Source organism: Mycobacterium sp., assembly GCF_049585075.1.
GTDB lineage: Bacteria > Actinomycetota > Actinomycetes > Mycobacteriales > Mycobacteriaceae > Mycobacterium.
The window spans coordinates 13,084-36,413 of sequence record NZ_JBAUZA010000273.1 but is presented as its reverse complement, the minus strand read 5'-3'; the positions used below and the strand labels follow the sequence as shown (position 1 = coordinate 36,413).

General features: G+C 62.9%; 23 protein-coding genes. 11 read left to right on the top strand and 12 right to left on the bottom strand.

Annotated elements, in window-relative coordinates; translation table 11 throughout:
• Positions 1–35: 35 nt before the first annotated feature.
• Together WB785_RS13460 and WB785_RS13455 are read left to right on the top strand one after the other, a co-directional pair.
• The gene (locus WB785_RS13460; RefSeq protein ID WP_424079834.1) at positions 36–2,183 is read left to right on the top strand and encodes a hypothetical protein; all 2,148 of its coding nucleotides are present in this window, start codon (positions 36–38) and stop codon (positions 2,181–2,183) included.
• Positions 2,170–3,648: a phospholipase D-like domain-containing protein gene (locus WB785_RS13455; RefSeq protein ID WP_424079833.1), complete on the top strand. Its 1,479-nt coding sequence runs from the start codon at positions 2,170–2,172 to the stop codon at positions 3,646–3,648. The genes WB785_RS13460 and WB785_RS13455 overlap by 14 nt, the downstream gene beginning before the upstream one ends.
• Positions 3,649–3,655: 7 nt before the next feature.
• On the opposite strand, the gene WB785_RS13450 is transcribed toward WB785_RS13455, so the two are convergent.
• The 4 genes from WB785_RS13450 to WB785_RS13435 are packed head-to-tail and all read right to left on the bottom strand — an operon-like array spanning position 3,656 to position 7,575.
• Positions 3,656–5,119 carry an aldehyde dehydrogenase family protein gene (locus WB785_RS13450; protein ID WP_424079832.1) on the bottom strand — a complete coding sequence of 488 codons (1,464 nt, stop codon included), beginning with the start codon at positions 5,117–5,119 and terminating at the stop codon, positions 3,656–3,658.
• Complete coding sequence (locus tag WB785_RS13445; RefSeq protein ID WP_424079831.1) at positions 5,116–5,913, bottom strand: carboxymuconolactone decarboxylase family protein; 798 nt, start codon at positions 5,911–5,913, stop codon at positions 5,116–5,118. The genes WB785_RS13450 and WB785_RS13445 overlap by 4 nt, the downstream gene beginning before the upstream one ends.
• Before the next feature lie 9 nt (positions 5,914–5,922).
• Positions 5,923–6,738, bottom strand: coding sequence for a mycofactocin-coupled SDR family oxidoreductase (locus WB785_RS13440; RefSeq protein WP_424079830.1), 816 nt, complete (start codon positions 6,736–6,738; stop codon positions 5,923–5,925).
• 6 nt (positions 6,739–6,744) lie between these two features.
• On the bottom strand, positions 6,745–7,575 hold the full coding sequence (locus WB785_RS13435; protein ID WP_424079829.1) for a mycofactocin-coupled SDR family oxidoreductase: 831 nt from the start codon (positions 7,573–7,575) through the stop codon (positions 6,745–6,747).
• A 74-nt stretch (positions 7,576–7,649) separates the two neighbouring features.
• Between WB785_RS13435 and WB785_RS13430 the strand changes: the two genes are divergently transcribed.
• On the top strand, positions 7,650–8,261 hold the full coding sequence (locus tag WB785_RS13430) for a TetR family transcriptional regulator (RefSeq protein ID WP_424079828.1): 612 nt from the start codon (positions 7,650–7,652) through the stop codon (positions 8,259–8,261).
• A gap of 24 nt (positions 8,262–8,285) precedes the next feature.
• On the opposite strand, the gene WB785_RS13425 is transcribed toward WB785_RS13430, so the two are convergent.
• Both WB785_RS13425 and WB785_RS13420 read right to left on the bottom strand, forming a co-directional pair.
• Positions 8,286–9,470: a PrsW family intramembrane metalloprotease gene (locus WB785_RS13425; protein ID WP_424079827.1), complete on the bottom strand. Its 1,185-nt coding sequence runs from the start codon at positions 9,468–9,470 to the stop codon at positions 8,286–8,288.
• On the bottom strand, positions 9,448–10,137 hold the full coding sequence (locus WB785_RS13420; RefSeq protein WP_424079826.1) for a hypothetical protein: 690 nt from the start codon (positions 10,135–10,137) through the stop codon (positions 9,448–9,450). The genes WB785_RS13425 and WB785_RS13420 overlap by 23 nt, the downstream gene beginning before the upstream one ends.
• 117 nt (positions 10,138–10,254) lie before the next feature.
• Here WB785_RS13420 and WB785_RS13415 point away from each other — a divergent pair, with 117 nt between their 5' ends.
• Positions 10,255–10,656, top strand: coding sequence for a DUF4267 domain-containing protein (locus WB785_RS13415; RefSeq protein ID WP_424079825.1), 402 nt, complete (start codon positions 10,255–10,257; stop codon positions 10,654–10,656).
• A gap of 45 nt (positions 10,657–10,701) precedes the next feature.
• A complete protein-coding gene (locus WB785_RS13410; RefSeq protein WP_424079858.1) occupies positions 10,702–11,529 on the top strand; it encodes an LLM class F420-dependent oxidoreductase in 828 nt (275 codons plus the stop codon).
• A gap of 122 nt (positions 11,530–11,651) precedes the next feature.
• Here the strand turns inward: WB785_RS13410 and WB785_RS13405 are convergent, their stop codons facing one another.
• Positions 11,652–12,254, bottom strand: coding sequence for a TetR/AcrR family transcriptional regulator (locus tag WB785_RS13405; RefSeq protein WP_424079824.1), 603 nt, complete (start codon positions 12,252–12,254; stop codon positions 11,652–11,654).
• Complete coding sequence (locus WB785_RS13400; RefSeq protein ID WP_424079823.1) at positions 12,247–13,566, bottom strand: aromatic ring-hydroxylating oxygenase subunit alpha; 1,320 nt, start codon at positions 13,564–13,566, stop codon at positions 12,247–12,249. Before WB785_RS13400 ends, WB785_RS13405 begins: the two co-directional genes overlap by 8 nt.
• Before the next feature lie 89 nt (positions 13,567–13,655).
• Between WB785_RS13400 and WB785_RS13395 the strand changes: the two genes are divergently transcribed.
• Positions 13,656–15,416 carry an N-acyl-D-amino-acid deacylase family protein gene (locus WB785_RS13395; protein ID WP_424079822.1) on the top strand — a complete coding sequence of 587 codons (1,761 nt, stop codon included), beginning with the start codon at positions 13,656–13,658 and terminating at the stop codon, positions 15,414–15,416.
• A gap of 22 nt (positions 15,417–15,438) precedes the next feature.
• On the opposite strand, the gene WB785_RS13390 is transcribed toward WB785_RS13395, so the two are convergent.
• Positions 15,439–15,897 (bottom strand): methyltransferase family protein, encoded by a 459-nt coding sequence (locus tag WB785_RS13390; protein ID WP_424079821.1) that lies wholly within the window; start codon positions 15,895–15,897, stop codon positions 15,439–15,441.
• An 86-nt stretch (positions 15,898–15,983) separates the two neighbouring features.
• Between WB785_RS13390 and WB785_RS13385 the strand changes: the two genes are divergently transcribed.
• Entirely contained in the window at positions 15,984–16,439 is a 456-nt protein-coding gene (locus tag WB785_RS13385) for a MarR family winged helix-turn-helix transcriptional regulator (RefSeq protein WP_424079820.1), read from the top strand.
• A gap of 94 nt (positions 16,440–16,533) precedes the next feature.
• On the opposite strand, the gene WB785_RS13380 is transcribed toward WB785_RS13385, so the two are convergent.
• The 3 genes from WB785_RS13380 to WB785_RS13370 all read right to left on the bottom strand — a co-directional run bounded on the left by WB785_RS13380 (position 16,534) and on the right by WB785_RS13370 (position 18,934).
• Entirely contained in the window at positions 16,534–16,767 is a 234-nt protein-coding gene (locus tag WB785_RS13380; protein WP_424079819.1) for a hypothetical protein, read from the bottom strand.
• 94 nt (positions 16,768–16,861) lie between these two features.
• Entirely contained in the window at positions 16,862–18,313 is a 1,452-nt protein-coding gene (locus WB785_RS13375) for a protein adenylyltransferase SelO (RefSeq protein WP_424079818.1), read from the bottom strand.
• A gap of 54 nt (positions 18,314–18,367) precedes the next feature.
• On the bottom strand, positions 18,368–18,934 hold the full coding sequence (locus WB785_RS13370; protein ID WP_424079817.1) for a hemerythrin domain-containing protein: 567 nt from the start codon (positions 18,932–18,934) through the stop codon (positions 18,368–18,370).
• 169 nt (positions 18,935–19,103) lie between these two features.
• Between WB785_RS13370 and WB785_RS13365 the strand changes: the two genes are divergently transcribed.
• From WB785_RS13365 to WB785_RS13350, 4 genes are read left to right on the top strand one after another with little or no spacing between them, the layout of a single operon-like run.
• Positions 19,104–20,069: a PE-PPE domain-containing protein gene (locus WB785_RS13365; RefSeq protein WP_424079816.1), complete on the top strand. Its 966-nt coding sequence runs from the start codon at positions 19,104–19,106 to the stop codon at positions 20,067–20,069.
• Between the two features lies 1 nt (position 20,070).
• Positions 20,071–21,315, top strand: coding sequence for a sulfotransferase family protein (locus tag WB785_RS13360; RefSeq protein WP_424079815.1), 1,245 nt, complete (start codon positions 20,071–20,073; stop codon positions 21,313–21,315).
• A 55-nt stretch (positions 21,316–21,370) separates the two neighbouring features.
• A complete protein-coding gene (locus WB785_RS13355) occupies positions 21,371–22,567 on the top strand; it encodes an MBL fold metallo-hydrolase (protein ID WP_424079857.1) in 1,197 nt (398 codons plus the stop codon).
• Positions 22,564–23,313: an SDR family NAD(P)-dependent oxidoreductase gene (locus tag WB785_RS13350; RefSeq protein ID WP_424079814.1), complete on the top strand. Its 750-nt coding sequence runs from the start codon at positions 22,564–22,566 to the stop codon at positions 23,311–23,313. Before WB785_RS13355 ends, WB785_RS13350 begins: the two co-directional genes overlap by 4 nt.
• Positions 23,314–23,330 lie beyond the last annotated feature (17 nt).

Below are 23,330 nucleotides of genomic sequence, written 5' to 3'. Positions count from 1 at the left end.
CCAGTTGCGCGTCGCCTACGTACTGGAGTTTTGACATGCGTCGTCCCGACACGATCATCGAAATCCATCGTGAACGCGTTCAGGATCAGACCCTGGACGTGTTCAGCGGTGACAAGTACACCGAGTCCGTCGATGGCACCGGCTACTCCGCGACGGCGACGCTTGACCTGACGCTGGATCGCGTCTGGTTCGTCCTTGATTCGCATGGACGGCTCTGGCAGGAGGAGACCGATGGTGAATCCGGCGATCCGCTGCGCCATTTCGCGATCGACCTGGTGATCTTCGATTCGAAGATCACCATCGATTCGGTGACGTGTATCCCGCTGGTGGAATTGCCGCCCGCGACGATCACCGTCTCCGATGGTCCACGCGCCGGAGAGTCGCGCGAGATCCCCTACAACGTGATTCCGCTGTTTGGTCGGTTGACGTTGCACGACCAGCTCGAACCGCACCAAACAGAGCCCGGCAAGCAGACGATCGCTCTGAATTTCACTGCCCAGGATGCTCCCGTCCTGGTCGCCACCCCGATAGCCGATGAGTACGCCCCGCAACTGTTCGGCCCGCACATCGAGCGCCGTCCCGAAGGCCATACCGTCTTCGCCGGACAAGACCCACGGATCAGCTGGGAACTCGACTATGCCGAGGCATATTGGATTACCCATTGCATTGCAGGCGAACTCATGGTCAACCTAGAAAAATTGCAGCACCCCACCGTTTCCGACGACGAAGCGAGGGTCCGGGTGCTCGACTCGCTGGCCGCCCAGATCGCCGATGCAGTCCGACCAAAGCTAGCCGAAATGGGCGTCGAGGGCATCGTGAATCTGCTGCCGTCGCCGCTGGACGTCGATACCGAATCGCAAGACGACAGCACGATCAAGGACCTTGACGCCGTTGTGCAGCGCTTCGAGATTGGCGAGGCTACCCACGAATCGATGGTGGTCCAGCTGCAGACGCTGCGCTCACTGCCGCCGGGGGAGGACTTACCCGCGTCGATCCTCGCGGAAAACCCCCGGGAGAGAACGGGATTGGCGGTCACAGGTTGGAGTATCTTGCGCCAAGTTCGTGACACCGTGATGAACAACTTCAATCTCGACGAGAGCGACTTTGCCGCCGATACCCCGTGCCTGCTGGAAGGTCCGAAGACCATCAACATCGGCGGTCAAGAGCGCAGTCTCGACGCCCTCGACGCCGATATCGTGCCGCGAACCGAGGACGGCCGGTTGGTCGTCGACGGAACCGTAAGCGCTGAAACGAAACTCTACGACTTCAAGGCCAACTTCAAAGTGACCTACGAGATGGGCCTCGACGACATCCCCCGTGACCCAAAGGAAGGTGACAACCGGTCAGCCGATCTGGACACCGCCGAAAGTTTGGAGCAGACGCTAAGCGCGGCCGCCGAAGCTAAGCGCGCCGGTGAACTCAATGATCAAGACTACGAGGCGGTAGTCAAGCGAGTCCGCGATCAGTTCGACGAGCTTCCGCGGACCGTCGGTGTTCGACCCACGCAGAATCCCCCAGAGCCGGAAGTGAATCCGGACTTCAGCTTGACGGCGGCGGGTAAGGTCGCCTCGGCTGCCGGTGCCGCGGCGGTGGTGGGTTTGCTTGCCTTGCCGGTGACCGCGGCAGCCGGAGCGGCGGGAGTAGGGGTTGCCGGCGCGGGCGGGCTGCTGACCCTGGCGATCGCGCAGTACCTCACCACCGTGCTGACGATCGACTGGTTTGGCGCCGGAGTCGGATCACGTCAAGTCAAGAAATCGCTGAACGACCATCCGGAGGGCACATCGCTGCCTCCGATCGGCATACCGGTCGACGCCGATCTCAACCGTCAGCGCCTCGCGGTGTACTTCCGACCGCTGCCGGCGAAACTATGGGTAAATTGCGTCACGGCTGAGGATCACGAAGAGCAACAGGGCGACGCCCCCGACGTTCGGTTCGTCGGTGGCCGATGGCCTACCGATGGCCACCCCTGGAAGCTTTCCAATGACGACGCCATTCTGTTCATCAATTCCGAAGAGCTGCAGCTGTTGATCGAACCGGATAGTCTCGGCGGCGACGAACTGCGGATCGGTGTAGCCAGTGCCGCCGATGGACGACGCCGGCTGCAGGTCGACGGAAAGGATCCCGAGACGCTAGATCGGCTACCGTCATGCACGGCTACAGACGGTGACAATGGAGACGGCTAGCGTGGATGACGATCGACTGCTGACCCCCGGCGAAACGTGCTGGCGGGTTGAGCGCGCCGACCAGTTCGCCTGCATCATCGATGCCGCTGATTACTTCAAGCACGTTAAGGCGGCGATGCTGCGCGCACAACACCGAATCATGCTGATCGGTTGGGATTTCGACGCGCGGATGACATTCGAAAGGGGTACCAAGACACTTCCCGGACCGAATCAGCTAAGCGCGTTCTTGTATTGGATGCTTTGGAAGCGGCCGGCTCTTGAGGCCTATCTGCTGAAATCCAACCTGCGTCTGTTGCCCGCTTTCGACGGGATCTGGTTCGGGCTGACCCCGGTGGCGGTTATGAACCAGATCAGTAGCAGGCGAATGCATTTCGCCGTCGACGGCGCCCACCCGATTGGTTCGGTCCACCATCAGAAGATCCTGGTGATCGACGATGCAGTGGCGTTCTGCGGAGGCATCGATCTCACCATCGATCGGTGGGACACCCGTGCGCACGGGCATGACAGTCGCAGGCGCCGGACAGTGGGACGCAGCTACGGGCCTCGCCATGACGTCGGGACAGCGGTGGACGGCGCGGCCGCGCGCGCACTTGGCGAGCAAGCTCTGGCTCGGTGGCATACCGCGACGGGCCAATCGTTAGAGCCGGTTGAGGCTAAGCACACCGCTTGGCCGAGCAAGCTGAGACCGACGCTGCGCAACGTCGACGTCGGAATCGCGCGAACTTTGCCGGAACTGGACAGTCGCCGCGAGGTTCGGGAGGTGGAGGCGCTCAACCTTGCCGCGATTGCGGCGGCTCGCCACACCATCTATCTAGAGAACCAGTATCTGGCGGCCCGAACCATTGTCGATGCGCTGGCTGCTCGACTGAATGAAGCCGACGGCCCAGAGATCGTCATCGTCATTGCCCGTAGGGGCAACAACCCTCTCGAGCGGGGAACGATGGACAGCGCACGCCACCGGCTCATTCATGTGCTGTGGGAGGCGGACGAGCATCACCGTTTGGGCATCTACTGGCCGGCGACTGACGGCGGCACACCGATCTACGTTCACTCGAAGGTAGTGGTGGTCGACGACCGGCTGCTGCGTATCGGCTCTTCAAATCTCAACAACCGTTCGATGGGGTTCGACAGCGAGTGCGATTTGGCCATCGAGGCGGACTCCAACAACTCGGACTATGACGGTGTGCGTCGCCAGATCACCTGTGTGCGAGATGAATTGGTGTCGGAACACCTCGGCGTACCTATCGGCGAGTTTGAGAAGGCGATGTCTGGAGGCCGGTCGTTACTGAAGACGATCGAAGCGCTTCGAGGAGACGGCCGGACATTGCGGCTGTTCACCGAGGAGACCGTGGCCGATGAAGCAGGACCGCTGGCCGAGCACGACTTGATGGATCCCGACCATGTTCCCCGCTCGCTGACACGAAGCGTGCAACGCTTCATCGCTGGACTCGGTAGGCCGCCTTAACGGAGTGTTATCCCATGCCGATGCGGATGTTCTTGATTTGCAAGAAATCATGGAATCCTTCGATCCCGCCGGTGCGGCCGTAGCCGCTTTGTTTGTAGCCCCCGTACGGGCTTTGTGGCTCGATGTCGCTGTGCCTGTTGATCCACACCGAACCTGCATCGAGTTGCCGCGCAACCCGGTGCGCTCGCTCTAGGTTGGTTGTCCAGAGGAAGGCATTGAGTCCGTACCGGGTGTCGTTCGCGACGTCGACGGCCTCGGATTCGTCGGCGAAGGGAATGACGGACACCACCGGTCCAAACGTCTCGGTTTGAGCAAGTGCCGAGCGGTTGTCCACATTGGCAAAGACGGTTGGTTCGATGAAGTAGCCGTCGGCAAGGTCACCGCCCAGTCGCGTTCCACCAGTGACCAATTCGCCAGCATTCGTGCTAACCGTCTCGTCGACAACGCTCAGTATGCGGTTGGCGGCCGCTTCGGTGATGACGGGTCCGAGCATGACGTCAGGCCGAAGCGGATCACCGATCTTCGCGGCCTGGACGGCTGCCACCAACTTCTCGACGAAGTTGTCATAGACGGATTCCTCGACCAAGAGCCTGGCAGCGCAAGCACAGCTTTGGCCCGCTTGGGTGATCGGTCCCTGAAAAGCCGCTAGGGAGGCAGCCTGATCGATGTCGGCGTCAGCGAAGACCAGATAGGCAGATTTGCCGCCGAGTTCGGCGGTGACAGGGGTCAGATTATGGGAGGCTGCCCGCAGCACTTTCTGTGCTGTCGATTGGCCGCCGGTGAAGTGGATCTTGCGGATTCGTGGATGGCGGACCATGGCATCACCGCCTTCCGGCCCGCCAGGCAATACGTTAACCAACCCGGCCGGCAGACCGGCTTCGAGGCAAAGCTCACCAAATCGCAACGGGGCTAATGCCGCAAGCTCCGACGGCTTGATAATGACCGCATTTCCCGCAGCAAGAGCGGGCACTACCGCTGAACCGATGACCACGAGCGGCCCGTTCCAGGGCGCGATGACGCCAACGACGCCATAGGGCTCACGTTCGACGATGTTGACGTCGAATGCGCCGCTGACCGGGGTACTGGTGCCGTGCGCTTTGTCTGCGTAACCGGCGTAGTAGCGGATGAATCGTTCAGTCAGAAATGAGTTGCCGGCCATAGCGATCGGGACGCCGTAGTCGTGGACGTTCAACTCGGCAAGCTCGGCGAAGTGGTCGCGGACCACATCGGCTAGGTCAAGCAGGAGATCACGGCGTCGGTCAACCGGGTACGAGAGCCATTGTCGCTGCGCCTCCCAAGCGCTTTCGACAGCGCGATCAACCTCCGATCCACCGGCCAGCGGAATCGTGGCATTGCACAGGCCGCTGGCGGGATACATGTGGTCATACGTTCCGCCTGATGCCGCGATGACCCGTTCGCCTCCGATGAGCAGTGCACCAGAGTGCAGGGGAGTAGCAGGCGTCGTCGTCACCGCGCGTCGACCTGGTTCTCGGCCGACACGCGTCGCTTCTGCTCGCCGATCACTTGGTTGAGGTAGTCCGCCTTCGCGCAGCCGTAGTACGCAGCGAATTGCAGTGCCAGTTCATCCATCTCGTCGAACGGGACATCGCCGCTCTTCAGCGCCGCGTAGACGTGCGAGATAACCGGAATCTCCGCGTCCTGGAACGCAACGCACGCCACCGTAATCAGCCGTCGTTCCTTGATCCCGAGCCCGGGGCGCAGCCACATCTCACCGAACACGAAATTCAGGATGCCCGCGCCCGAGTACGGATTGTCTCGTGGCGGCGCGAAGGGAAGACAGTTGATGTCCTTGAAGGACTGCTCGCCACCACGCAGTCGTTGCTCCGGGTCGCTCTGGGTGACGAGGGGCAGAAGCGGTTCGGGTGGCGGAGATTCCTCACCGCGTTCGGCCATGATGGCGGCCCACTGTTGATCGACAACGATGTTGAACCGCGATGCCTTCGGCCAGCCCGCATAGACAGCGAAATGCAGTACGGTTTCCCTCATCTCAGCGATGGTGATGTCGCCGCTGTTCAGCGCCGCGTACACGTGTTGTTCCAACGGTTGCATGGCGTCGGCGGCGGCGACGCACGCCAGCGTCACGAACCTTCGATCGCGACGGCTCAGCGTCGGCCGTGACCAAATTTCTGCGAAGACGAAGTCGATCAACCCTGCTGCGAACACCGGGCTCGGATCGGCGGGAGCGGCGGTCGTCATTACCTCCGTGTACTGGCGAAGGCCGCGCTCCCGGCGCGTGGTGGTCATCGTGGCTCCCTACCTGATCGTCACGCCGGCGTCGACCTTGAACTCGAGCCCGGTGACATACCGCGATTCATCCGAAACCAAGAACAACACTGCGTTACTCACATCCGACGGCTCGATCAGCGGCGCTGGCAGCGCGTTGAGGAAAATTGGGACAAGGTCTGGCCGCCCGGCGATTTGGTCGTGCATGGACGGTGGGGCCATACCTGTGGCGACTCCCGTTGGATGAACGGTGTTCACCCGAATATTCTGTGCCGCAAGCTCATTGGCCAGAGCCAAAGTCATGCCCACAATCCCGTGTTTCGATGCGGTATAGGGCACGTGAAGCGGTGTGCCTTTGATCCCCGCCGACGAACTGATGTTGACAAGGCTGCCGCCGCGCTCAACCAGATGCGGGATCGCGGCGGCACAGGTGTTCCACGCACCGATCAAGTTGACATCGAGAACCAAGCGCCACTGTTCGGTCGTCGTGGCGTCCCACGTACCGACCGTCAAGACTCCGGCGTTCGCAACGGCGGCGTCCAGGCCGCCCAACTCGGAGACTGCCTCGTCGACTACGGCTTTCATCGTCTCGGCATCGCGAACATCGGCGACGTGTGTCAAGGCGGTGCGTTGATGTTCGCGGACTAACCTCGCGGTCTCCGCCAAGTCAGCTTCCGTCGACAACGGATAGTCCAGACCGGGGATCGGCGCGCAGATGTCCACCAGGATGAGGTCGGCGCCTTCCTCCGCCAGCCGCACAGCGTGACTTCGTCCCATTCCGCGGGCAGCGCCGGTGATCAGAATGCGCTTGCCCTGCACGCGGCCTGACGAGTTGCTAGTTCCCATAGTGGTTCACAACTTGTTGCAGAAGCCGGCGTCGACGGGGAATGTCACGCCGGTCACGTATCTGCCCTCATCTGAGACGAGGTACGCGATGGCGGCGCTGATGTCTTCGGGTTCGAGCAGCTCGACGGGTAGCGGGTTTTGCAGGTGCGGGCCGCCGCCGGGATAGTTTTCCAGGAACGCGGTCATGGCGGGATTGACCGCCATCATCGTGTTGACCGCTGTCGGATGTACCGTGTTGACTCGAATATTCACCGGGGCAAGCGCATTGGCAAGTGTTCGCATCAATCCGACGATGCCATGTTTGGACGCTGCGTACCCGAGGCCGCCGCCCTGCATGCCGCCGAACCCTCTCAGCCCTGCTGTTGAGCTGGTGAACACGATCGACCCACCGCGGTTGCCGGCGAGCAGATGCGGAATCGCAGCCCATGCAACGTGATACGCGCCATCAAGGTTGACGCCTATTGCCGCGTGCCACTGGTCCAGCTCCTCTTCGATGCTCAATTCACGGAACGCCACGGGAGCAATCCCGGCGTTGGCGAGCACAATGTCGAGGCGTCCGAAATGCTCGACCCCGGCGTCCATCGCCGATTTGATCTGGGGGAACTCGCGTACGTCCGCGATGCTGCCCAGCATCTTGCCGCCGACCTGCTCAACCAGGCCGATCGTTTCGTCGAGTTCTTCGCGCGATGCCATCGGATAGTGGTTGGCCGTGATGTCGGCGCAGATGTCAATGCCGATAATGTCCGCGCCTTCCCGGGCTAGCCGGATCGCGTGACTGCGTCCCTGACCACGGGCAACCCCGGAGATAAAGGCGACTTTGCCGTCGAGCTTGCCCACATTTCCTCACTCTTGTTTATGCCCTAAACGCAGATAGAAGCCCAGTAACGTGGTTACTAAGCTGCTACAGTAACATGGTTACCGTGATGGCAGAAGGGGGTGGCGAGGACCGAGTGGACCCGATCATCGAGATCGTGGTCGACCTGCTCGACACCGAGGGTTATGAAGCCGTCCAGCTTCGCGAAGTTGCGAGGCGGGCGCGCGTATCCCTCGCCACGATCTACAAGCGCTATGCGACCCGTGACGAACTCATCGTCGCTGCCCTGGAGTGGTGGATGGAGGCCAACCGGTACGCGGGACTCGCAGCGCCAGCGGTCTTCACGCCGGATTCGTCCGTCTACTCAAACCTGATGGACATGTTCCGGACGATCTTCGAACCGTGGGAACAACACCCATTGATGTTGCGCTCCTATTTCCGGGCACGATCAGGACCAGGTGGACAGCGTCTCATCCAGCGCGGCCTCGAAGCCGTGCTTCCAGTCGCTCGAGCCGGGCTGGCACAAGTTGATTCAGAGTTCGCGCAAGATTTCGAACTCATACTCACCGGTGTCATTTTCGGATTCCTTGGGCGGTTCACCGAGGGAGAAATCGACGTGACCGAGATTGTCCCCGGAATCGAGCGGACTGTGTACTGGTTGACCGCGGCGCACGAGGCCAACCTGCACCGTGAACTTGAGCCGCGTTGAGATGGCGCGTTGTGCGCCGCTAACTCACCATTGTGAGGGGGTGCCCGCGCGAATTCTGGCGACTTCCGAGCGGGCGAAGCGCACCCGGTCGGTGTCGGCACCGCGCGCGGCAGCCAACTCCGCTGCAAGGGCATACGCAGCATTGAGCACGTAGCGCGCACGCTTGCGCTCGCGGCGCGTACGGCTGGCTTTGCGATAAGCCTTGCGGGCCTTACGGTTACCGGTCATCGCGTCGAGTTCAGCCGTCGTGATGACGTCGCGGGCCTGCTCTGGGGCCATGACGTCGCGCACGAAGCCCTGTTCTCGTTTCACGGTCAACTTGTAAACCCGCGCAAGGATTACGAGCGCTATAACGATCACCGCGATGAGCAGCCCGATCAGCTTCAGTCCGCTGGGCCCGGCGACGGCGCCCAGCGAGTCCCATGTCCCGTGCAGCAGCATCGGTATCGCGATCAGAAGCAAACCCCGCCCGACTTTGCGTGGTTCGGCGGGTCGGCCGAGCAGATAAACCACACCGGCGCCGAAGATCGCGCTGTAAAGAATGTGCGCGGCAACGCCACTGACCATGCGAAGAACGATCGTGCCTATCGACGCGCCAACTTGATTCGCGCCGAACTGGGTGCCGGCCGAGGTCATCGCATAGGTGATGTCCTCGACGATCTGGAATCCCAGACCGATGAACGCGCCCAGGATGAACCCGTCGAACGCAGTTCTTATTTGCCGTGGCGCCAACGCGATGAGCAGCAGCAGACCCGAACCTTTCGCCCACTCTTCGGTGAACGGTGCGGCCAGCCCCGGACCCCAATTCAGCGCCCACACCTGACCAAAGGTCTTGCCGTACAAGGCGAGTATCGCGTCGTTGGCGTTTGCCGCCATCGCACCGGTCGCGGCGAAGCCGCCCCACAAAAACGCGACGACCATGAGTTTGGCGGGCAGTTTGGCGTAGTGGTCGATGTGCTGGGTGAACCACCAGAACAGCGCCGCGTAGATCGCGAATGACGTCACCGCCAGCCCGATCGCCTCGCCGTAAGCGTCGTACTCGAGGGCGAGCGTGGAGATGAAGACCAAAAACCCGATCCCGACCAGCAGCAGATATCCCCAGAAGGCCAAGTTGCGTGGCTGGTAGAAGACGAACCGCCTGCCCCACCCGGAGCGGTCGAGCGCTACATCGCGTGCATGATCAAGTTCAGAAAGCGTGGTTGTTGTCACCGCTTCCCTCTCCGATCTGACTGATGCTGCCGATCATCCGCAAAACCGTGGCCGTGGGTTGCGCGCCGACATCCGACGGTCCGGTCGCCACGGCTTCAACACCGCGTCCGCCGAATACGAACGCGGCGATGACGCCGACGGTGTGCGGTCCGGTGACCCCGACTCGGGCGCCCTGCTTGCCCTGATTGGTGACGACGGTGGTCGGCGCGCCGGTCACGTGAACACCGCGACCGCGGTTTAGAGCCTCGGACGTTGTCTCGATTTGGTCGAGCAGCTGGTTGGCGTCTCCGCGGAATAGTCCGGTTCGGACCGTGAATTTCATGGCCCCGTCCTCGACGGTCGCGCTCGCCGGGTACTCACCGGACAACGGGGTGTGCCCGGCTCGCAGACCGGAGGTGATGCCCCAGCCGGCCGCCGGAACGAAGGTCACCTTGCCTTCGAGCTCCAAAACATCGCCCGCTTTGACGATGTCGTGGTAGGGCACTGTGGCGTTGACGACGGGCAACACCAGCGACATCGCGAAGGCCAACGCGAACACCGCCAACGTCGGGCGGACGGTGCGCCGATCCAGCCCAAACCATCGCTCGTCGGCGGGCACCCAGCGTTCATCGGGTTCGAATCTTGGTGGGGGGTCTGCGGAGGCCATCGCGGTGTCGGGATCCGGCATATCGTGCCAAACCAACCCTTCTGCCGACTGCGCAACGTCTCGCTGGCGTCGTTCGAGAGTAACGATGGCAGGCGGACGCGACATCGGAATTGGGCGATTAGTCGTAAGCTGCGGGCCATGGCTATCGACCGTTTTGGGCTTGCCGCCGGCACCATCCGACTTGCCTCGGGCATCTCGTTTCTCGTAGATCCGCTTCGTGCGAACCGGTTATGGGGTGATCGCGACGAGCCGACGCCGACGGCGCAATTGCTGTTGCGGTCCATGGGCTACCGCGACGCCTTGATCGGTGGCATGCTCGCGGCAGCAGCGCTGCGAGGCAAAAACACCCGAGGGTGGTTTCTCGCGTCCGCCGGCGCCGACGCCTCAGACTTACTCGGCGGGGCGAGTGTCCATCGCCAACTGAAGCGCTCACAACAGCTAATCGGCCTGGGTGGTGCCGCCCTCGGCATCGGCGTGGGGCTCTGGGGCGCGGTGCGCCGGACCACAGGGGCGGAACAAGAACCCGAAGATCACGGTTGAGGTAGTCGTCCGCAGCGTGTACCGGGAATCTCGATGGGAGCAAATGTGCGTATCGGTGTGCTGACTTTCGTTACCGACGAGGGCATTGGTCCCGTGGAGCTGGGCGTCGGGCTAGAGGAACGTGGGTTTGAGTCGCTATTTCTGGCCGAACACTCGCACATCCCAGTCGATGCGCAGACGCCCTACCCAATGGGCGGACCGATTCCTCGCAAGTACTACCGGACGCTGGATCCGTTTGTTGCGTTGACGGCGGCGGCGGTTGCGACCCAGAAGCTTGTTTTGGGCACCGGCATTGCGTTGGTTTCACAGCGTGATCCGATCCTGACCGCCAAAGAGGTCACCTCACTTGATCTGATCTCCAACGGACGTTTTCGGTTCGGCGTGGGAATCGGTTGGCTGCGCGAAGAGATCGCCAACCACGGCGTCGATCCCCGCGTGCGCGGGCGGGTGGCGGACGAACGACTGCGCGCACTGGTCGAAATCTGGACCCACGAGAAGGCGGAATTCCACGGCGAATTCGTTAACTTCGACCCCATATACAGTTGGCCCAAGCCAGCGACACAGCCGTACCCGCCGCTGTATATCGGTGGAGGCTCAGCGAATTATCGACGCATCGCCCGGCTGGGCGCCGGCTGGCTGTCCATGAGCCCATCCGCGGATGCTCTGGCGGGTCAGCTCGAGGAACTGCGCGCGGTCGCTGGCCAGGACGTGCCGGTGATCAACATGCACATGGGCGAACCCAAGGCCGAGGACCTTCAGCGCTACCGCGACCTCAAGGTCGAGCACGTTTTGGTTGAACTGCCGACCGAACCTCGCGATCAGACACTCCGACGGTTGGATGAGCTGCAGACCGAGTTCGCGCAACTGGCATAGCTTTTCAGTCCGCCGAGTCTTCACCGTTTGATATCGCATACGCCCTCGTTTGCAAACACCATGTCATGGTTGGGGTGCCGGTGCTGGTGTGACTGCTGTTGGCGACGCCAGGCAGCGCGCCCTCAGGGCAATTTACTCAGCAGTGCGCTAAGCCCGTATTCGAAGACGGCGTCATAGTCGGTGGGGGACTGCAGCGCCTGGACGAGTGCTTGGTCGGGCCAGTCGTCGTCCCACAGCGAGGGATCTTCCTCCTCGTGTTTGGCACCTCGAACGGCCGAGAACTGCATCAGCGCAGACGATATGACGTGAACCTGCACCGCGCGCAGGACAAGGGCGGCATCGGTTCCGGTCACGTCCAATTCGGCCAGCTGCGCCGCCAGTGTCTGCTGAATCGGCAAGAACAGCATCGGAGTTCGGTCTCGTTCATGCGCAATGGCGAGTAGGTGTTGCCGGTCGATCAGCGCCCTCCGTTGCGAACGCGCAAGTGACGCAATTCGTTCGACCGCGGTGTCACCCTCGACCGGCAGATGCGCCATCTCGCTGAGCAATCGGTCGACCAGGCTGTCGAAGAGCTTGTCTCGGCCGCCGACATGCCAGTAGATCGAGGTGACGGCGACCCCGAGTTCCTCGGCGAGGCCACGCATTGTGAACGCCTCCACGCCGTGCAGTTCGATCAGTCGGGCAGCGGCGTCGAGGATCGACTCCGCGCTAACGGCCTCAGCCACTGCTTTCGCCTCCGGTCATGCACTCCGATTCCGGGAGGTCGAGATACCGTTCGAGGTTGCGGTGCATATTGATGACCCGCCGTTCCTCGTTGGACAGCGTCAAGTGGGTGAACCCGGGCTGATGCATTCCTTGCTGCAGTCCGGCCAACAGCTTGATGTCCTGCGTCATCACCAGACCGGGCTCGGCCTCGTTCGCTGTCATCCGTACGTCGGCGGGCTTGATCCGCGGCGCACCCGGTGACATCCGCGTCCACAACAACATGACAAACTCGCCGTGATCGGGATCGGGCCCTGGACGTGCGGCCATCACCGTCAAGTGATCAGCGTTGGCCAGCAACGTCAGATTAGGAAAGACGTTGTATTGGTGCAGCCGCATCACCTGATCGGCACTGGCCCAATCTAAATCGACGCCGCGGGAAGCAGCGAAAGCTTTTGTTCGTTCGGCGATTACGTCTTTGGCTGACTGGCCACCACCAGGGAACGGTGTGCCCTCCGCGAGGCCCATCAGTGCTCCCTGGGTGTTGACGTAGGCGTCCCACACCTCGGCGTCTGTGGGTGTGCGCTTGAGATGCGGGCTTGGCACGCCGTAGAGCTGCTCGGACTTGCCGGTGTGCCCCCAAATCATCTGTGGGGCATAGACATCATCCATGCACCGGTGCAACTCGGGGTGCAGCGTCTGGACGTGGTAGGTCTCGCTGAACCCGTCGGCGATCGTCTTCCAATTCGCGTCGACTTCGATCGTCATGGTCCCGTAGCACCGGAAGTCGCCGACACCGAGCCACGCGATGTCCTGCGGGATCGCCTCCAAGTAGTCGGCCAGCGGCGCCGCGTCGACGTCCAGGTTGACAAATACCAGCCTCTCCCAGGTGTCGACGCGAACCGCGACGAGTGGCAGCTCAGACATCTGCAGCGTCCCGAATCCCTTGCGGTTCGGGACCCGCTTGAGAACACCGCACAGATCCCAGGTCCACCCGTGGTAGCCGCAGCGCAGTTCATGCAAATCTGCGCCTGAGCCGGCACGCAACGAATTGCCGCGATGGCGGCAGACGTTCTGGAACGCGCGAAGCGTCCCGTCGTCGCCGCGAACGATGAGTACCGAGTAAGGGCCGCAACGGTATTCGAGATAATCGCCGGGCTCGGCGACGTGGTCCACCGTGCAGGCGACCTGCCACACCTTCGGCCACATCCGCTGCACCTCGAGCTGTGCAAACGCGGGGGAGTAGTACCGCTCCGCGGGCACAAGGGTCGGACGTTGCGGCGGCGCGCCGATCGCGTCCTCTCGCTGGGCATGAGGCGCGGCTTGCGTCGTCATCGAAGCACTCCCATCGCGTCTGTAACGGTGTTACATTATCTTCCGCGGTTTCACTGTAGCCAGCCAGCGGGCAGACCAAGGGAGTAATCGTGTTCGACCTCAAAATCACCGGCGGCACCGTTGTGGACGGTACGGGTGCGGACCGATTCGACGCCGACGTCGCGGTCAAAGACGGCCGAATCGTCGAGGTACGCCGCCGCGGGCCGGGCAGCCCGCCGCTAGAAGGCGAGGCCGCCGAGACGATCGACGCGAGCGGAAAGATCGTCGCGCCCGGATTTGTCGACATCCACACCCACTACGACGGTCAGGCTAGCTGGGATAACCTGCTGGAGCCGTCCAGCAATCACGGGGTGACGACGGTTGTCATGGGCAACTGCGGCGTCGGCTTCGCGCCGGTGCGGCCCGGCAAAGAAGACTGGCTGATCGGCCTGATGGAAGGTGTCGAGGACATCCCCGGCAGCGCGCTCACCGAGGGCATGTCGTGGGGCTGGGAGAGCTACCCTGAATACCTCGATGCCATCGGAAGAAACGAATTCGCCGTCGATGTGGGCAGCCAGGTCGCCCACGGCGCGGTTCGCGCCTACGCGATGGGCGAGCGCGGCGCCCGCAACGAGCCCGCCTCACCTGACGACATTGCGGCGATGGCGCGCCTGGTGCAGGAGGCTGTCGAGGCTGGCGCGCTTGGCTTCTCGACATCCCGCACCCTCGGTCACCGCGCGATCGACGGCGAGCCGGTTCCCGGAACCTACGCCGCGGAAGACGAGCTGTTCGGACTCGGCCGCGCCATGGCCGCCGGCGGCCAGGCCGTTTTCGAGCTGGCCCCCCAAGGTGTGGCGGGCGAGGACATCATCGCGCCCAAAAAGGAACTTGACTGGATGCAACGCTTGGGCGCTGAGATCGACCGGCCGATCTCCTTCGGGATGATCCAGGTGGACGCCGCCCCGGAGCTCTGGCGCGAACAGCTGGACATCTCGGCCGCCGCCCACGCGGCGGGCAGTCGGCTGTATCCCCAGATCGCCGCGCGACCGTTCGGCATGCTGTTCGGCTTCCCAGGGCACCACGCGTTCACCCACCGCCCCACTTTCCGTCGGTTGAAGGCCGAATGCAGCCGCGAGGAGCTCGCGGCGCGTCTCGCCGATCCCGCCGTCAAGGCCGCGATCCTGTCCGAGGACGATCTGCCGGCGGACCCTAATAAGTTGTTCGACAACATGTTTGCGCTAGTTCAATATTCGCTTGGCCGGCTGTATGCGCTGGGCGATCCCCCCGACTACGAGCCGACCGACGAGCGCACCGTCGAGAAAATCGCCGCCGAGCGAGGCGACGACCCACTGGCCACGCTCTATGACCTCATGCTCGAGGCCGACGCCACGTCGATGCTGATGTTGCCGTTCTACAACTACTGCCACGGCAACCACGACGCGATCCGGGAGATGCTCTTGCATCCCGCGGGTGTGGTGGGGCTATCCGACGGCGGCGCGCACTGCAGCATGATCTGCGACGCGTCGTATCCCACCTTCTTGCTGACCCACTGGGCACGCGATCGTCGACGCGGCGAGAAGCTGCCGCTGGAGTACGTCGTCCGCAAACAGTCACGCGATACCGCGCAGCTGTTCGGGCTTTCCGATCGGGGTGTCATCGAGATCGGAAAGAGGGCCGACGTCAACGTGATCGACATGGATGCAATCACCCTGCATGCCCCCCGGATGGCCTACGACCTGCCGGCCGGTGGGAACAGGCTTGTGCAGGGCGCCTCGGGCTACTGCGCCACGATCGTCAACGGCGTCGTTACCCGCCGCGACGGCGCCGACACCGGCGCGCGCCCCGGCCGGTTGGTGCGCGGAGCGCGCTAGTAACACACCGGCAGCACCCGGTTCATAGCCACCGCCGGACGTTGTTTCGATAGGCGTCGTAATCGGCGCCGAACTTCGCGGCGAGGTAGCGCTCCTCAGGAGCGATCGCGCCCCAGCGCAGTGCAGCGATACTGACCGGCACCAGAAGTAGTGCCCACATCGACGACAGCAACAGGGCCAATGCTGCATCGAGCGCGATCAGTCCGAGGTAGAGCGGATTGCGGCTGAGCCGGAACGGCCCCGACTGCAGCAGCACAGTCGACGCTCCGCCAGGAAGGACCGCGGTGCGGTTGGCGGCCATCACGCCCAGCGTCCATCCATTCCAAATCGCGAACATCACGACGAGGACTGCGCCGGCCAACCGGCACACCACCGGCGGGATCGTGACGGGATCCCCGAAAGCGGCCGTCGCTGTGAGTCCAAGCACCAGTGAAAGGCCCAAAGCCACTGGCGGCCAGATCCGAAATGCCGGGGCGTCCATTTCGTGCTCAGCTCTCAGCCGATTCCAGATGCGCAAGACATTTGCCTATTATTGCGCAAGTACCTTGCGTAATGTCAAATGGTCGGATGACCGCTGACGAACGGACCCGGGTGATCACGCTGATCGCCGTGGTCCGATCTGTGGCCCGGCAAATGGTGGACGAGTTGGTCGCCCGCCTGCAGGCCGCCGGCTACCCCGACACGACGCCCGCACAGCACCTCGTTTTCGAGAACCTTGACCCCGACGGCACCCGATTGACGACGTTGGCCCAGCGCGCCGGCGTGTCACGCCAAGCGATCACCGAACTGGTCACCGGGTTGCAGCGCAGCGGCTATCTCGAGCTCAAACCGGACCCGTCTGACGGCCGGGCCCGCCTCGTGCACCCGACGCGCAAGGGTGCCGCCCTGCTGCGTGTCGCGCTCAGCGAGATCTCGGAGTTAGAGGCGCGCTGGCTTGAAAGTGCCGCGCAAGCCGGTCTCACGGTCGACCTTCGGCAACTCCTGGAAAGCGTGGCCGCCGACCAGCGGAGTGACATCCACTGAACAAGTTGAACAAAGCGCCCAAGCAGGCATCGGCTGAAAGGTCGGTGAGGGCCGGAGCTACGCGGATGTAGTCAGCAGCCGTAGCCACACGTTGTCAAGATGCTTTGGCGTACCTACGAACTAACTCGTCTTCTCCGAACGTGTTGTTGTGTTGCAGGCCTTTGTCGTCGCGGCCGAAAAATGTCCACCGTCGCGGAGTTGTCTGCGGCCCGCTGACGAGCTTGACCGTATAGCGCAGATCGGTTTGGCGCAGCGTGCCGATGATGTCGCCGACGCGGATTTGCGATGGATGAATCTCGGGTGCGTCGCACCAATCCTGTATGGCCACTGCGCCCACCCTCACGTTGTTTCCACCCACTCTACCCGCAATGGGCCAACGTGGCCGACATGTTGACGACGCCGGGTGCAGCTGACGACCGTGTTTAGGTGCCGCAGAAGGTTTGGTAGGTGCCGAAGTCTTCGGGGGCGGGACTGGCGTAGCGCTCGAGGCCCGGTCGTTCGTGGTAAGGCTCGGTCACCGCTACCAGTAGCTGTTCAAGCGGATCCAGGTCGCCCGCCGTGGCGGCGGTCAGCGCTTCCTCGACGAGATGGTTGCGCGGAATGTAGATCGGGTTGGCGCGGTCCATTGACTCGGCGGCCGGGCCCAGCGCTCGCCAGCGTGAGATCCAATCGTCGAAGCCGACAGGCCCGGTGGCTCCACGGGCTGCCTGGCTTAACTTGCGGAAGAACGAGGTGTAATCCACCTTGCTTTCCTTTAGCAGGGGCCACAACTCGTCGACCAAGGACGTGACGACCTCGGTTTCGATGTCCGCAGACAGGCCAAGTTTGACTCGCATACCCGACGTCCAGGCCGTGTCGTACTCGTCGCGAAATGCCCCGAACGCGTTCTCGGCGAGTGCTACGGCCTTTTCGAGTCCTTCTTCTTCGTTGTCGGAGAGCAACGGGAGAAGCGCCTCGGCGAACCGGGCGAGGTTCCACCCCGCGATGGCGGGCTGATTGCCGTAGGCGTAGCGGCCCCAGTAATCGATCGAGCTGAACACCGTGTCGGGGTCGTAGGCCTCCATGAAGGCGCATGGTCCGTAGTCGATGGATTCGCCGGAGATCGTCATGTTGTCGGTGTTCATCACGCCGTGGATGAAGCCGATCAGCATCCATCGGGCGACCAGCGACGCCTGAACCCTGGCCACGGCTTCGAACAGCGCGAGGTAAGGGTGATCGGCGTCGGCCGCGGCGGGGTGGTGGCGGGCGATCGCGTGGTCGGCCAGGCGTCGCAGCAGGTCAAGGTTGGCGGTGCCTGCGGCGTATTGGAAGCTCCCGACCCGCAGGTGGCTGCTGGCGACGCGGGCGAGCACGGCACCCGGCAGCGGCGTCTCGCGCTGTACCGGGCGTCCGGTGCCGACCACTGCCAACGATCGCGTCGTCGGGACACCCAGCGCGTGCATGGCCTCGCTGATGATGTATTCGCGCAGCATCGGTCCCACCGCGGCGAGGCCGTCGCCGCCGCGGGCGAACGGCGTGGGCCCCGAGCCTTTGAGGTGGATGTCGCGCAGGCACCCGTCGGCGCCGACGAGCTCGCCCAGCAGCAGGGCGCGTCCGTCGCCCAACCGGGGCACGTAGCCGCCGAACTGGTGCCCGGCGTAGGCCTGGGCTACTGGAGCGGCGTCGTCGGGAACCTGGTTGCCAACCAAGAAGCGCAGCCCTGCTGGGCCGCGCAGCCAGGCCGCGTCGAGGCCGAGCTCGGCGGCCAGCGGCTCGTTGAGCGCGAGCAGTCGCAGGTCGGGGAAGGTCTCGGCTTGCCACCGGACAGCCATCTCCGGCAAGTCGCGGAAGAAGTGGTCTTGCAGGGCAACGGTGGTATCGGGAGCGACGCTCACTTCATCCACACTACGGAGGATTGAAAGGTGCGCCCTGCTCGAATTGCGGTTGGCCTAATTGCGGGCGCGTTCAATCAGATCGCGGGCGCGGTCGAGCATCGAGGCGAACGGTCCGACGGCAAAATTCAACAACGGCGTTTCCACCCCGGCATGCGGGCGGGTTGGTGCGATGGCCTCGGCGGCCTGAACTGCTGACGTCAACCGCTTACGTTCGTCGGCGTTGAGTTCCTGCTGCAACTTCGGAAATTCGAATTTCTCCTCGTGGGCGGCGTGGTCGAGCACTGCATCGCGCAACTTGGTGAGCTCGTCGATGAACTGTTGTGTGGTGATGTCGATCTTTTCGATCGCGGACAACAGCTCCTTGGCCTCATGCTCCTCTTCGAGGCGAGCATCGACGATCGAGTCGATGGCATCCACCTCGCGGCGCACCCGAGGATGCACCACCATCTCCTCGGCCGTCTCGTGGACGGCCAGCAATTGGCGCAACTGCGCGAATGGCTTCTCGCGTGCTTGCGGGTCTGATGCATGCAGCACTTGGTCGAACATGTCCTCGATGAGGTTGTGCTGTGCTTTAAGGAACGCGACCACTTCGTCGGGGGATTGAATAATCATCTCGGACATTCCCGCACCTCCGCTTTTCCCCTGCAAGTACCCCGGCACGGTGCGCCTAAACGCAACGCAGTTGGGCGCGGAGACTGAGAGCTCCTTGAAACCACGATTAACTTCAGATAAGAAGATTCGATGACGCAGCGCGCATTGGGGGCGCGCTAGTGGGAGCAAGGAGTGCTCGGTGAACGGATCTAAGTCGCTCGCGAAAGTGACCGCCGTGGGCGTGTTCGTTGGCCTGGCTAGCGCGATGCTCAATCAAGCCGCCCCCGCTTACGCCGACGGCGTGTTGTCCGGGAGCGAGACGGCGATCATCCTGGGCGGAACCACCGAGCCGATGCCGTCGACCGAGTTCGCGCAGACCGCCGAGGATCTGTTTCTGAACCCGCTGGGCTTCGACGATGGCGCGACCGGCTCGACGGTCTGCGACATGATCGGGACCGACCCCTGCGCCGCGCCGCTGCAGGTCCTGACGACGCCCGAGCTGGTCCAGCAGGGGCCGAGCAGTCTCACCGGCGCGGACGACCTCGTCCTCGCCGTGGAGAACGAATTCAATGCGGATCCCGGCGCTTTCAACGCCGAGCACCCGCTGACAATCTTCGGATACTCGCAAAGCGCCACCGTCGAGTCGATCGCGATGACCCGACTCGAAGAAGCCGGCATTCCCAGCGACGATCTGCACTTCGTGTTCATCGGCGACCCGTCGCTTCCCGTCACCGGCGTTTGGTCCAACCTGGAAACGGACATGGATCAGACGCTCGGTACGAGCTTCACGAACTCTCTGCTCAGCCTCTTACAGCTGAACTCCGTCCTTGGCAACGTGACGCCGGATGATCTGTACCCGGCGACCATCTACAGTCTGGACACCGATCCGGTCGCCAACTTCGAAGAGGAGTTCGCAACGAAGGGCCTGTTTGGCGCGCTGCTGGACATATTCGGTCCGCACGTGGAGTACCTGGGGTTGACACCGACGGAAGTCGCTGACGCGACGACGACGATCGACGGCCAGCTCACACTTGTCGACATCCCCCTCCCCGCCGATAACGTCGACGCGTGGCTTAGTGCAGTGCTCTTCCATGGGGCCGCCGACAGCGGACTGTTGCAGAGCCTATTCGGGTCTCTCGAACTGCTTTTCACCAACACGTTCTGACTTGAGTATCGACTTTGACGATTTGACGTCGCCGCGGCTGACCGATGTGCAGCGCCAGATTCTGGAATTCACTGAGGCCAAACGCGTCGACTTCGACATCGATCAGATGCTTGATGAGGCGACCGAGCAAGCGGGCGCCGACGACCTGGACGACACCGATGGCTTCCGTGACCGCTTGACCACGCATGTGGCTGCGATCGAAGCCGACCATGGTCTGACCCAGCTCACCCGCTCGTCGCTGCGCCAACGAGTGGTACGCCTGCTGCGCAACCGGCTCTCGCTGATCGACCTGCTTAAGCGGTATCCCGAGATCGAGTCGATCCGAATCGAGAAGCCGTTCATCGTCGTCGGGATGCCACGGTCCGGTACCACGCACCTGGTCAATCTCATCGCTGCCGATCCGCGCCGTCGCGCGCTGCCGTACTGGGAGAGCCAGGATCCGATCCCGGTGCCCGGTGAAGGACCCGACATCTTCGGCGTCGACCCCCGTTACGCGCGAGCTAAATCCGAACACGACGCGCTGATGGCCAGCGCGCCCGTCGTCGCAGCGATGCACGACCGGTTCCCCGAGGCGATCGAGGAGGAAGTGGAACTGCTCGACCTCGATTTGGCCGGCTACGTTCTGGAATGGCATGCACGCGTGCCGGATTGGCGCGACTACTACCTGAGCCTCGATCAAAACCGGCACTACGCATACATGAGGAAAGTCTTGCAGGCGTTGACATTCCTACGCGGTCCGCGAACGTGGGTGCTGAAAAGCCCGCAGCATTGCGAGCAGCTGGGCCCGTTGATGGCCACCTTCCCAGATGCGACAGTGGCGTTCACGCATCGCGATCCGGTCGCGGTGATCCAGTCGGCGATCACGATGATGGCCTACTCCGACCGGTTGCGTCGGACCAGCATCGAACCGGGCTGGCTGCTGGACTACTGGAGCGACCGGGTGCACCGGCTGCTCAGCGCATGTGTGCGTGACCGCGACGTGGTGCCGGCCGAACGCAGCATCGATATCAGCTTCCACCATCTCAACGGCAACGAAATGCCCTTGCTCGAAGAGCTTTACCAACGTGGCGCGGTCGAACTGACACCCAAGGTGCGCGCCAGCTTCCAGCGTTACCTCGACGGTAATCCCCGCGGCAAGCACGGCCATATCCGCTACGACTTGCAACGGCACTTCGGCATCTCGCCCGACAAACTCCGCACCCGGTTCGATTTCTATTTCGACCGGTTCGACGTACGCGCCGAGTGAAGGAGAAACAGTGACCTTTGAACCGGTCTATCGGAGCCGGCCGGGCGCCGACGCCATGCGCCCGGCATCCGCGGAAAAGGCCGAGCAGGTCGCCCCGGGGCTGTGGTGCTCGCCAGGTCTATCGAACTCCTACCTGCTGACCACGAATGACGGCCGAGTTGTCGTCAACACCGGGATGGGCTTCGAGGGCCCGGTGCACCGCGCCAACTTCGACGCTGTGGACGGCTCGCCGGTGCGCTACATCATCTTCACCCAAGGCCACGTCGACCACGTCGGCGGCTTGGACAGTGTGCGAGACCCGGATACAACGGTTGTCGCACAGGCGAACTGGACGCTATGGCGGGACGACAACGAACGGCTGATCCCGTATCGGGCCAGCCGCAGCGCGTTCGCTTTCAAAGACACCCTGGCGACCGGTATCCAGGCCATTCAACGTCGTCTGGGAACTAAGCGGTTGCCGGCGCAAAGCGTTCCCACCGTCGACCTCGACTTCGAAGACACGCTTACGCTCGAAGTCGGTGGTCGGCGCATAGAGTTGATCTCAGTGCCAGGCGGGGAAACCAGCGACTCGCTGGTGATCTGGCTGCCGGAGGAGCGAATCTGCCTGTCCGGGAATACTTTCGGCCCGCTCTTCGGGCATATTCCCAACTTGGTCACGATACGCGGCGACCGGTACCGCGATGCACTGACCGCCATCGCGTCGGTCGAACGGGTTCGTGACCTGCAACCCGAGTTGTTGGTGACCGGCCACTTCGACCCGATCGCGGGCGTCGATCGCATCAACGCCGAGCTAACCCGGCTGCGCAACGCTATCGCCTACATTCACGACCAGACCGTCGCCGGGATGAACGCCGGCAAAGATGTCCGAACCCTGATGAATGAGATCACCTTGCCCGCGGAATACGAAGTGGGCCAAGGCTATGGAAAAGTCTCCTGGGATGTGCGGGCCATCTGGGAGACCTACTCGGGCTGGTTCCATCACCGGTCGACGACCGAGCTCTATCCGGTGGGTTTCGACGCCGTCAGCGCCGACCTGCTCGAGTTGGCCGGTCCGGGCGCGCTGGTGAAACGAGCGCGCGAACATCTGGGTGCCGACCGGGCGCTGCACGCCATCCACCTCGCCGAGCTGGTGCCCGCAGACCATCCAGGGGTGCGCGACGTGTTGCGGGAAGCCCACGAGAAGCTGTTGGCAGATACCACGAACTTCTGGGAACGAGCCTGGCTCACCGAACAAATCGCGAGAAACTCATGACAGCTCAGGTCAGTTTTGACTTCACCGGAACCCAGGCGTTGATCACCGGCGGCACTAGCGGGATCGGGCATGCAACAGCGGTGTTGTTTCGGGACGCCGGGGCGCAGGTCAGTATTACCGGAACCAAACCCGCCGCAACGGACTATGACGTCGATCTGTCGGACATGACCTACCACCAGTTGCAGATGACCGACCACGACTCGGTGGATTCATTGGCGCAGAACTTCACCCGGCTTGACGTGCTGGTGAACAACGCGGGAGCGAATTTTCCTGGCGGCCTTGATGAGTCGAAGCCGGATGGATTCGAGGCGTCGGTGGCGCTGAACCTGACCGGTCCGTACCGCTTGACGGTCGGCCTCTACCGAGCGCTGAGGGCGTCGACGGCCACCGGAGGCGCCAGCGTGGTGAATTTGGCATCGATGTCAGCGCTGCGAGCCGTCCCGTTGGTGCCCGGCTATGGTGCGGCGAAGGCAGGCATCATCGACGTCACCCGAAATCTCGCCGTCAAATGGGCCGACAAGGAAATCCGCGTGAATGCCGTCGCGCCCGGCACGATCGACACGCCAATGACCGCGCCCATGCATATCGCTGCAGAACTTGTCGAGTCCGAGTTGGGTCACATCCCGTTGCGGCGCTTCGGATCCGTGGGGGAGATCGCACCGACGGTGGCCTTTCTGTGCACCGAGCAAAGCAGGTACACCAGCGGCGCCGTGTTCGTTGTCGACGGCGCATCCGACTGCGTCTGAAATCTCAAAGGAGTCCC

Bases quoted from the DNA above. Each gene is read 5' to 3' on its own strand.
- WB785_RS13460 (WP_424079834.1), top strand. From the start codon at position 36: ATGCGTCGTCCCGACACGATCATCGAAATCCATCGTGAACGCGTTCAG.
- WB785_RS13455 (WP_424079833.1), top strand. From the start codon at position 2,170: ATGGAGACGGCTAGCGTGGATGACGATCGACTGCTGACCCCCGGCGAA.
- WB785_RS13445 (WP_424079831.1), bottom strand. From the start codon at position 5,913: ATGACCACCACGCGCCGGGAGCGCGGCCTTCGCCAGTACACGGAGGTA.
- WB785_RS13440 (WP_424079830.1), bottom strand. From the start codon at position 6,738: ATGGGAACTAGCAACTCGTCAGGCCGCGTGCAGGGCAAGCGCATTCTG.
- WB785_RS13430 (WP_424079828.1), top strand. From the start codon at position 7,650: ATGGTTACCGTGATGGCAGAAGGGGGTGGCGAGGACCGAGTGGACCCG.
- WB785_RS13420 (WP_424079826.1), bottom strand. From the start codon at position 10,137: ATGCCGGATCCCGACACCGCGATGGCCTCCGCAGACCCCCCACCAAGA.
- WB785_RS13415 (WP_424079825.1), top strand. From the start codon at position 10,255: ATGGCTATCGACCGTTTTGGGCTTGCCGCCGGCACCATCCGACTTGCC.
- WB785_RS13400 (WP_424079823.1), bottom strand. From the start codon at position 13,566: ATGACGACGCAAGCCGCGCCTCATGCCCAGCGAGAGGACGCGATCGGC.
- WB785_RS13390 (WP_424079821.1), bottom strand. From the start codon at position 15,897: ATGGACGCCCCGGCATTTCGGATCTGGCCGCCAGTGGCTTTGGGCCTT.
- WB785_RS13385 (WP_424079820.1), top strand. From the start codon at position 15,984: ATGACCGCTGACGAACGGACCCGGGTGATCACGCTGATCGCCGTGGTC.
- WB785_RS13370 (WP_424079817.1), bottom strand. From the start codon at position 18,934: ATGTCCGAGATGATTATTCAATCCCCCGACGAAGTGGTCGCGTTCCTT.
- WB785_RS13355 (WP_424079857.1), top strand. From the start codon at position 21,371: ATGCGCCCGGCATCCGCGGAAAAGGCCGAGCAGGTCGCCCCGGGGCTG.
- WB785_RS13350 (WP_424079814.1), top strand. From the start codon at position 22,564: ATGACAGCTCAGGTCAGTTTTGACTTCACCGGAACCCAGGCGTTGATC.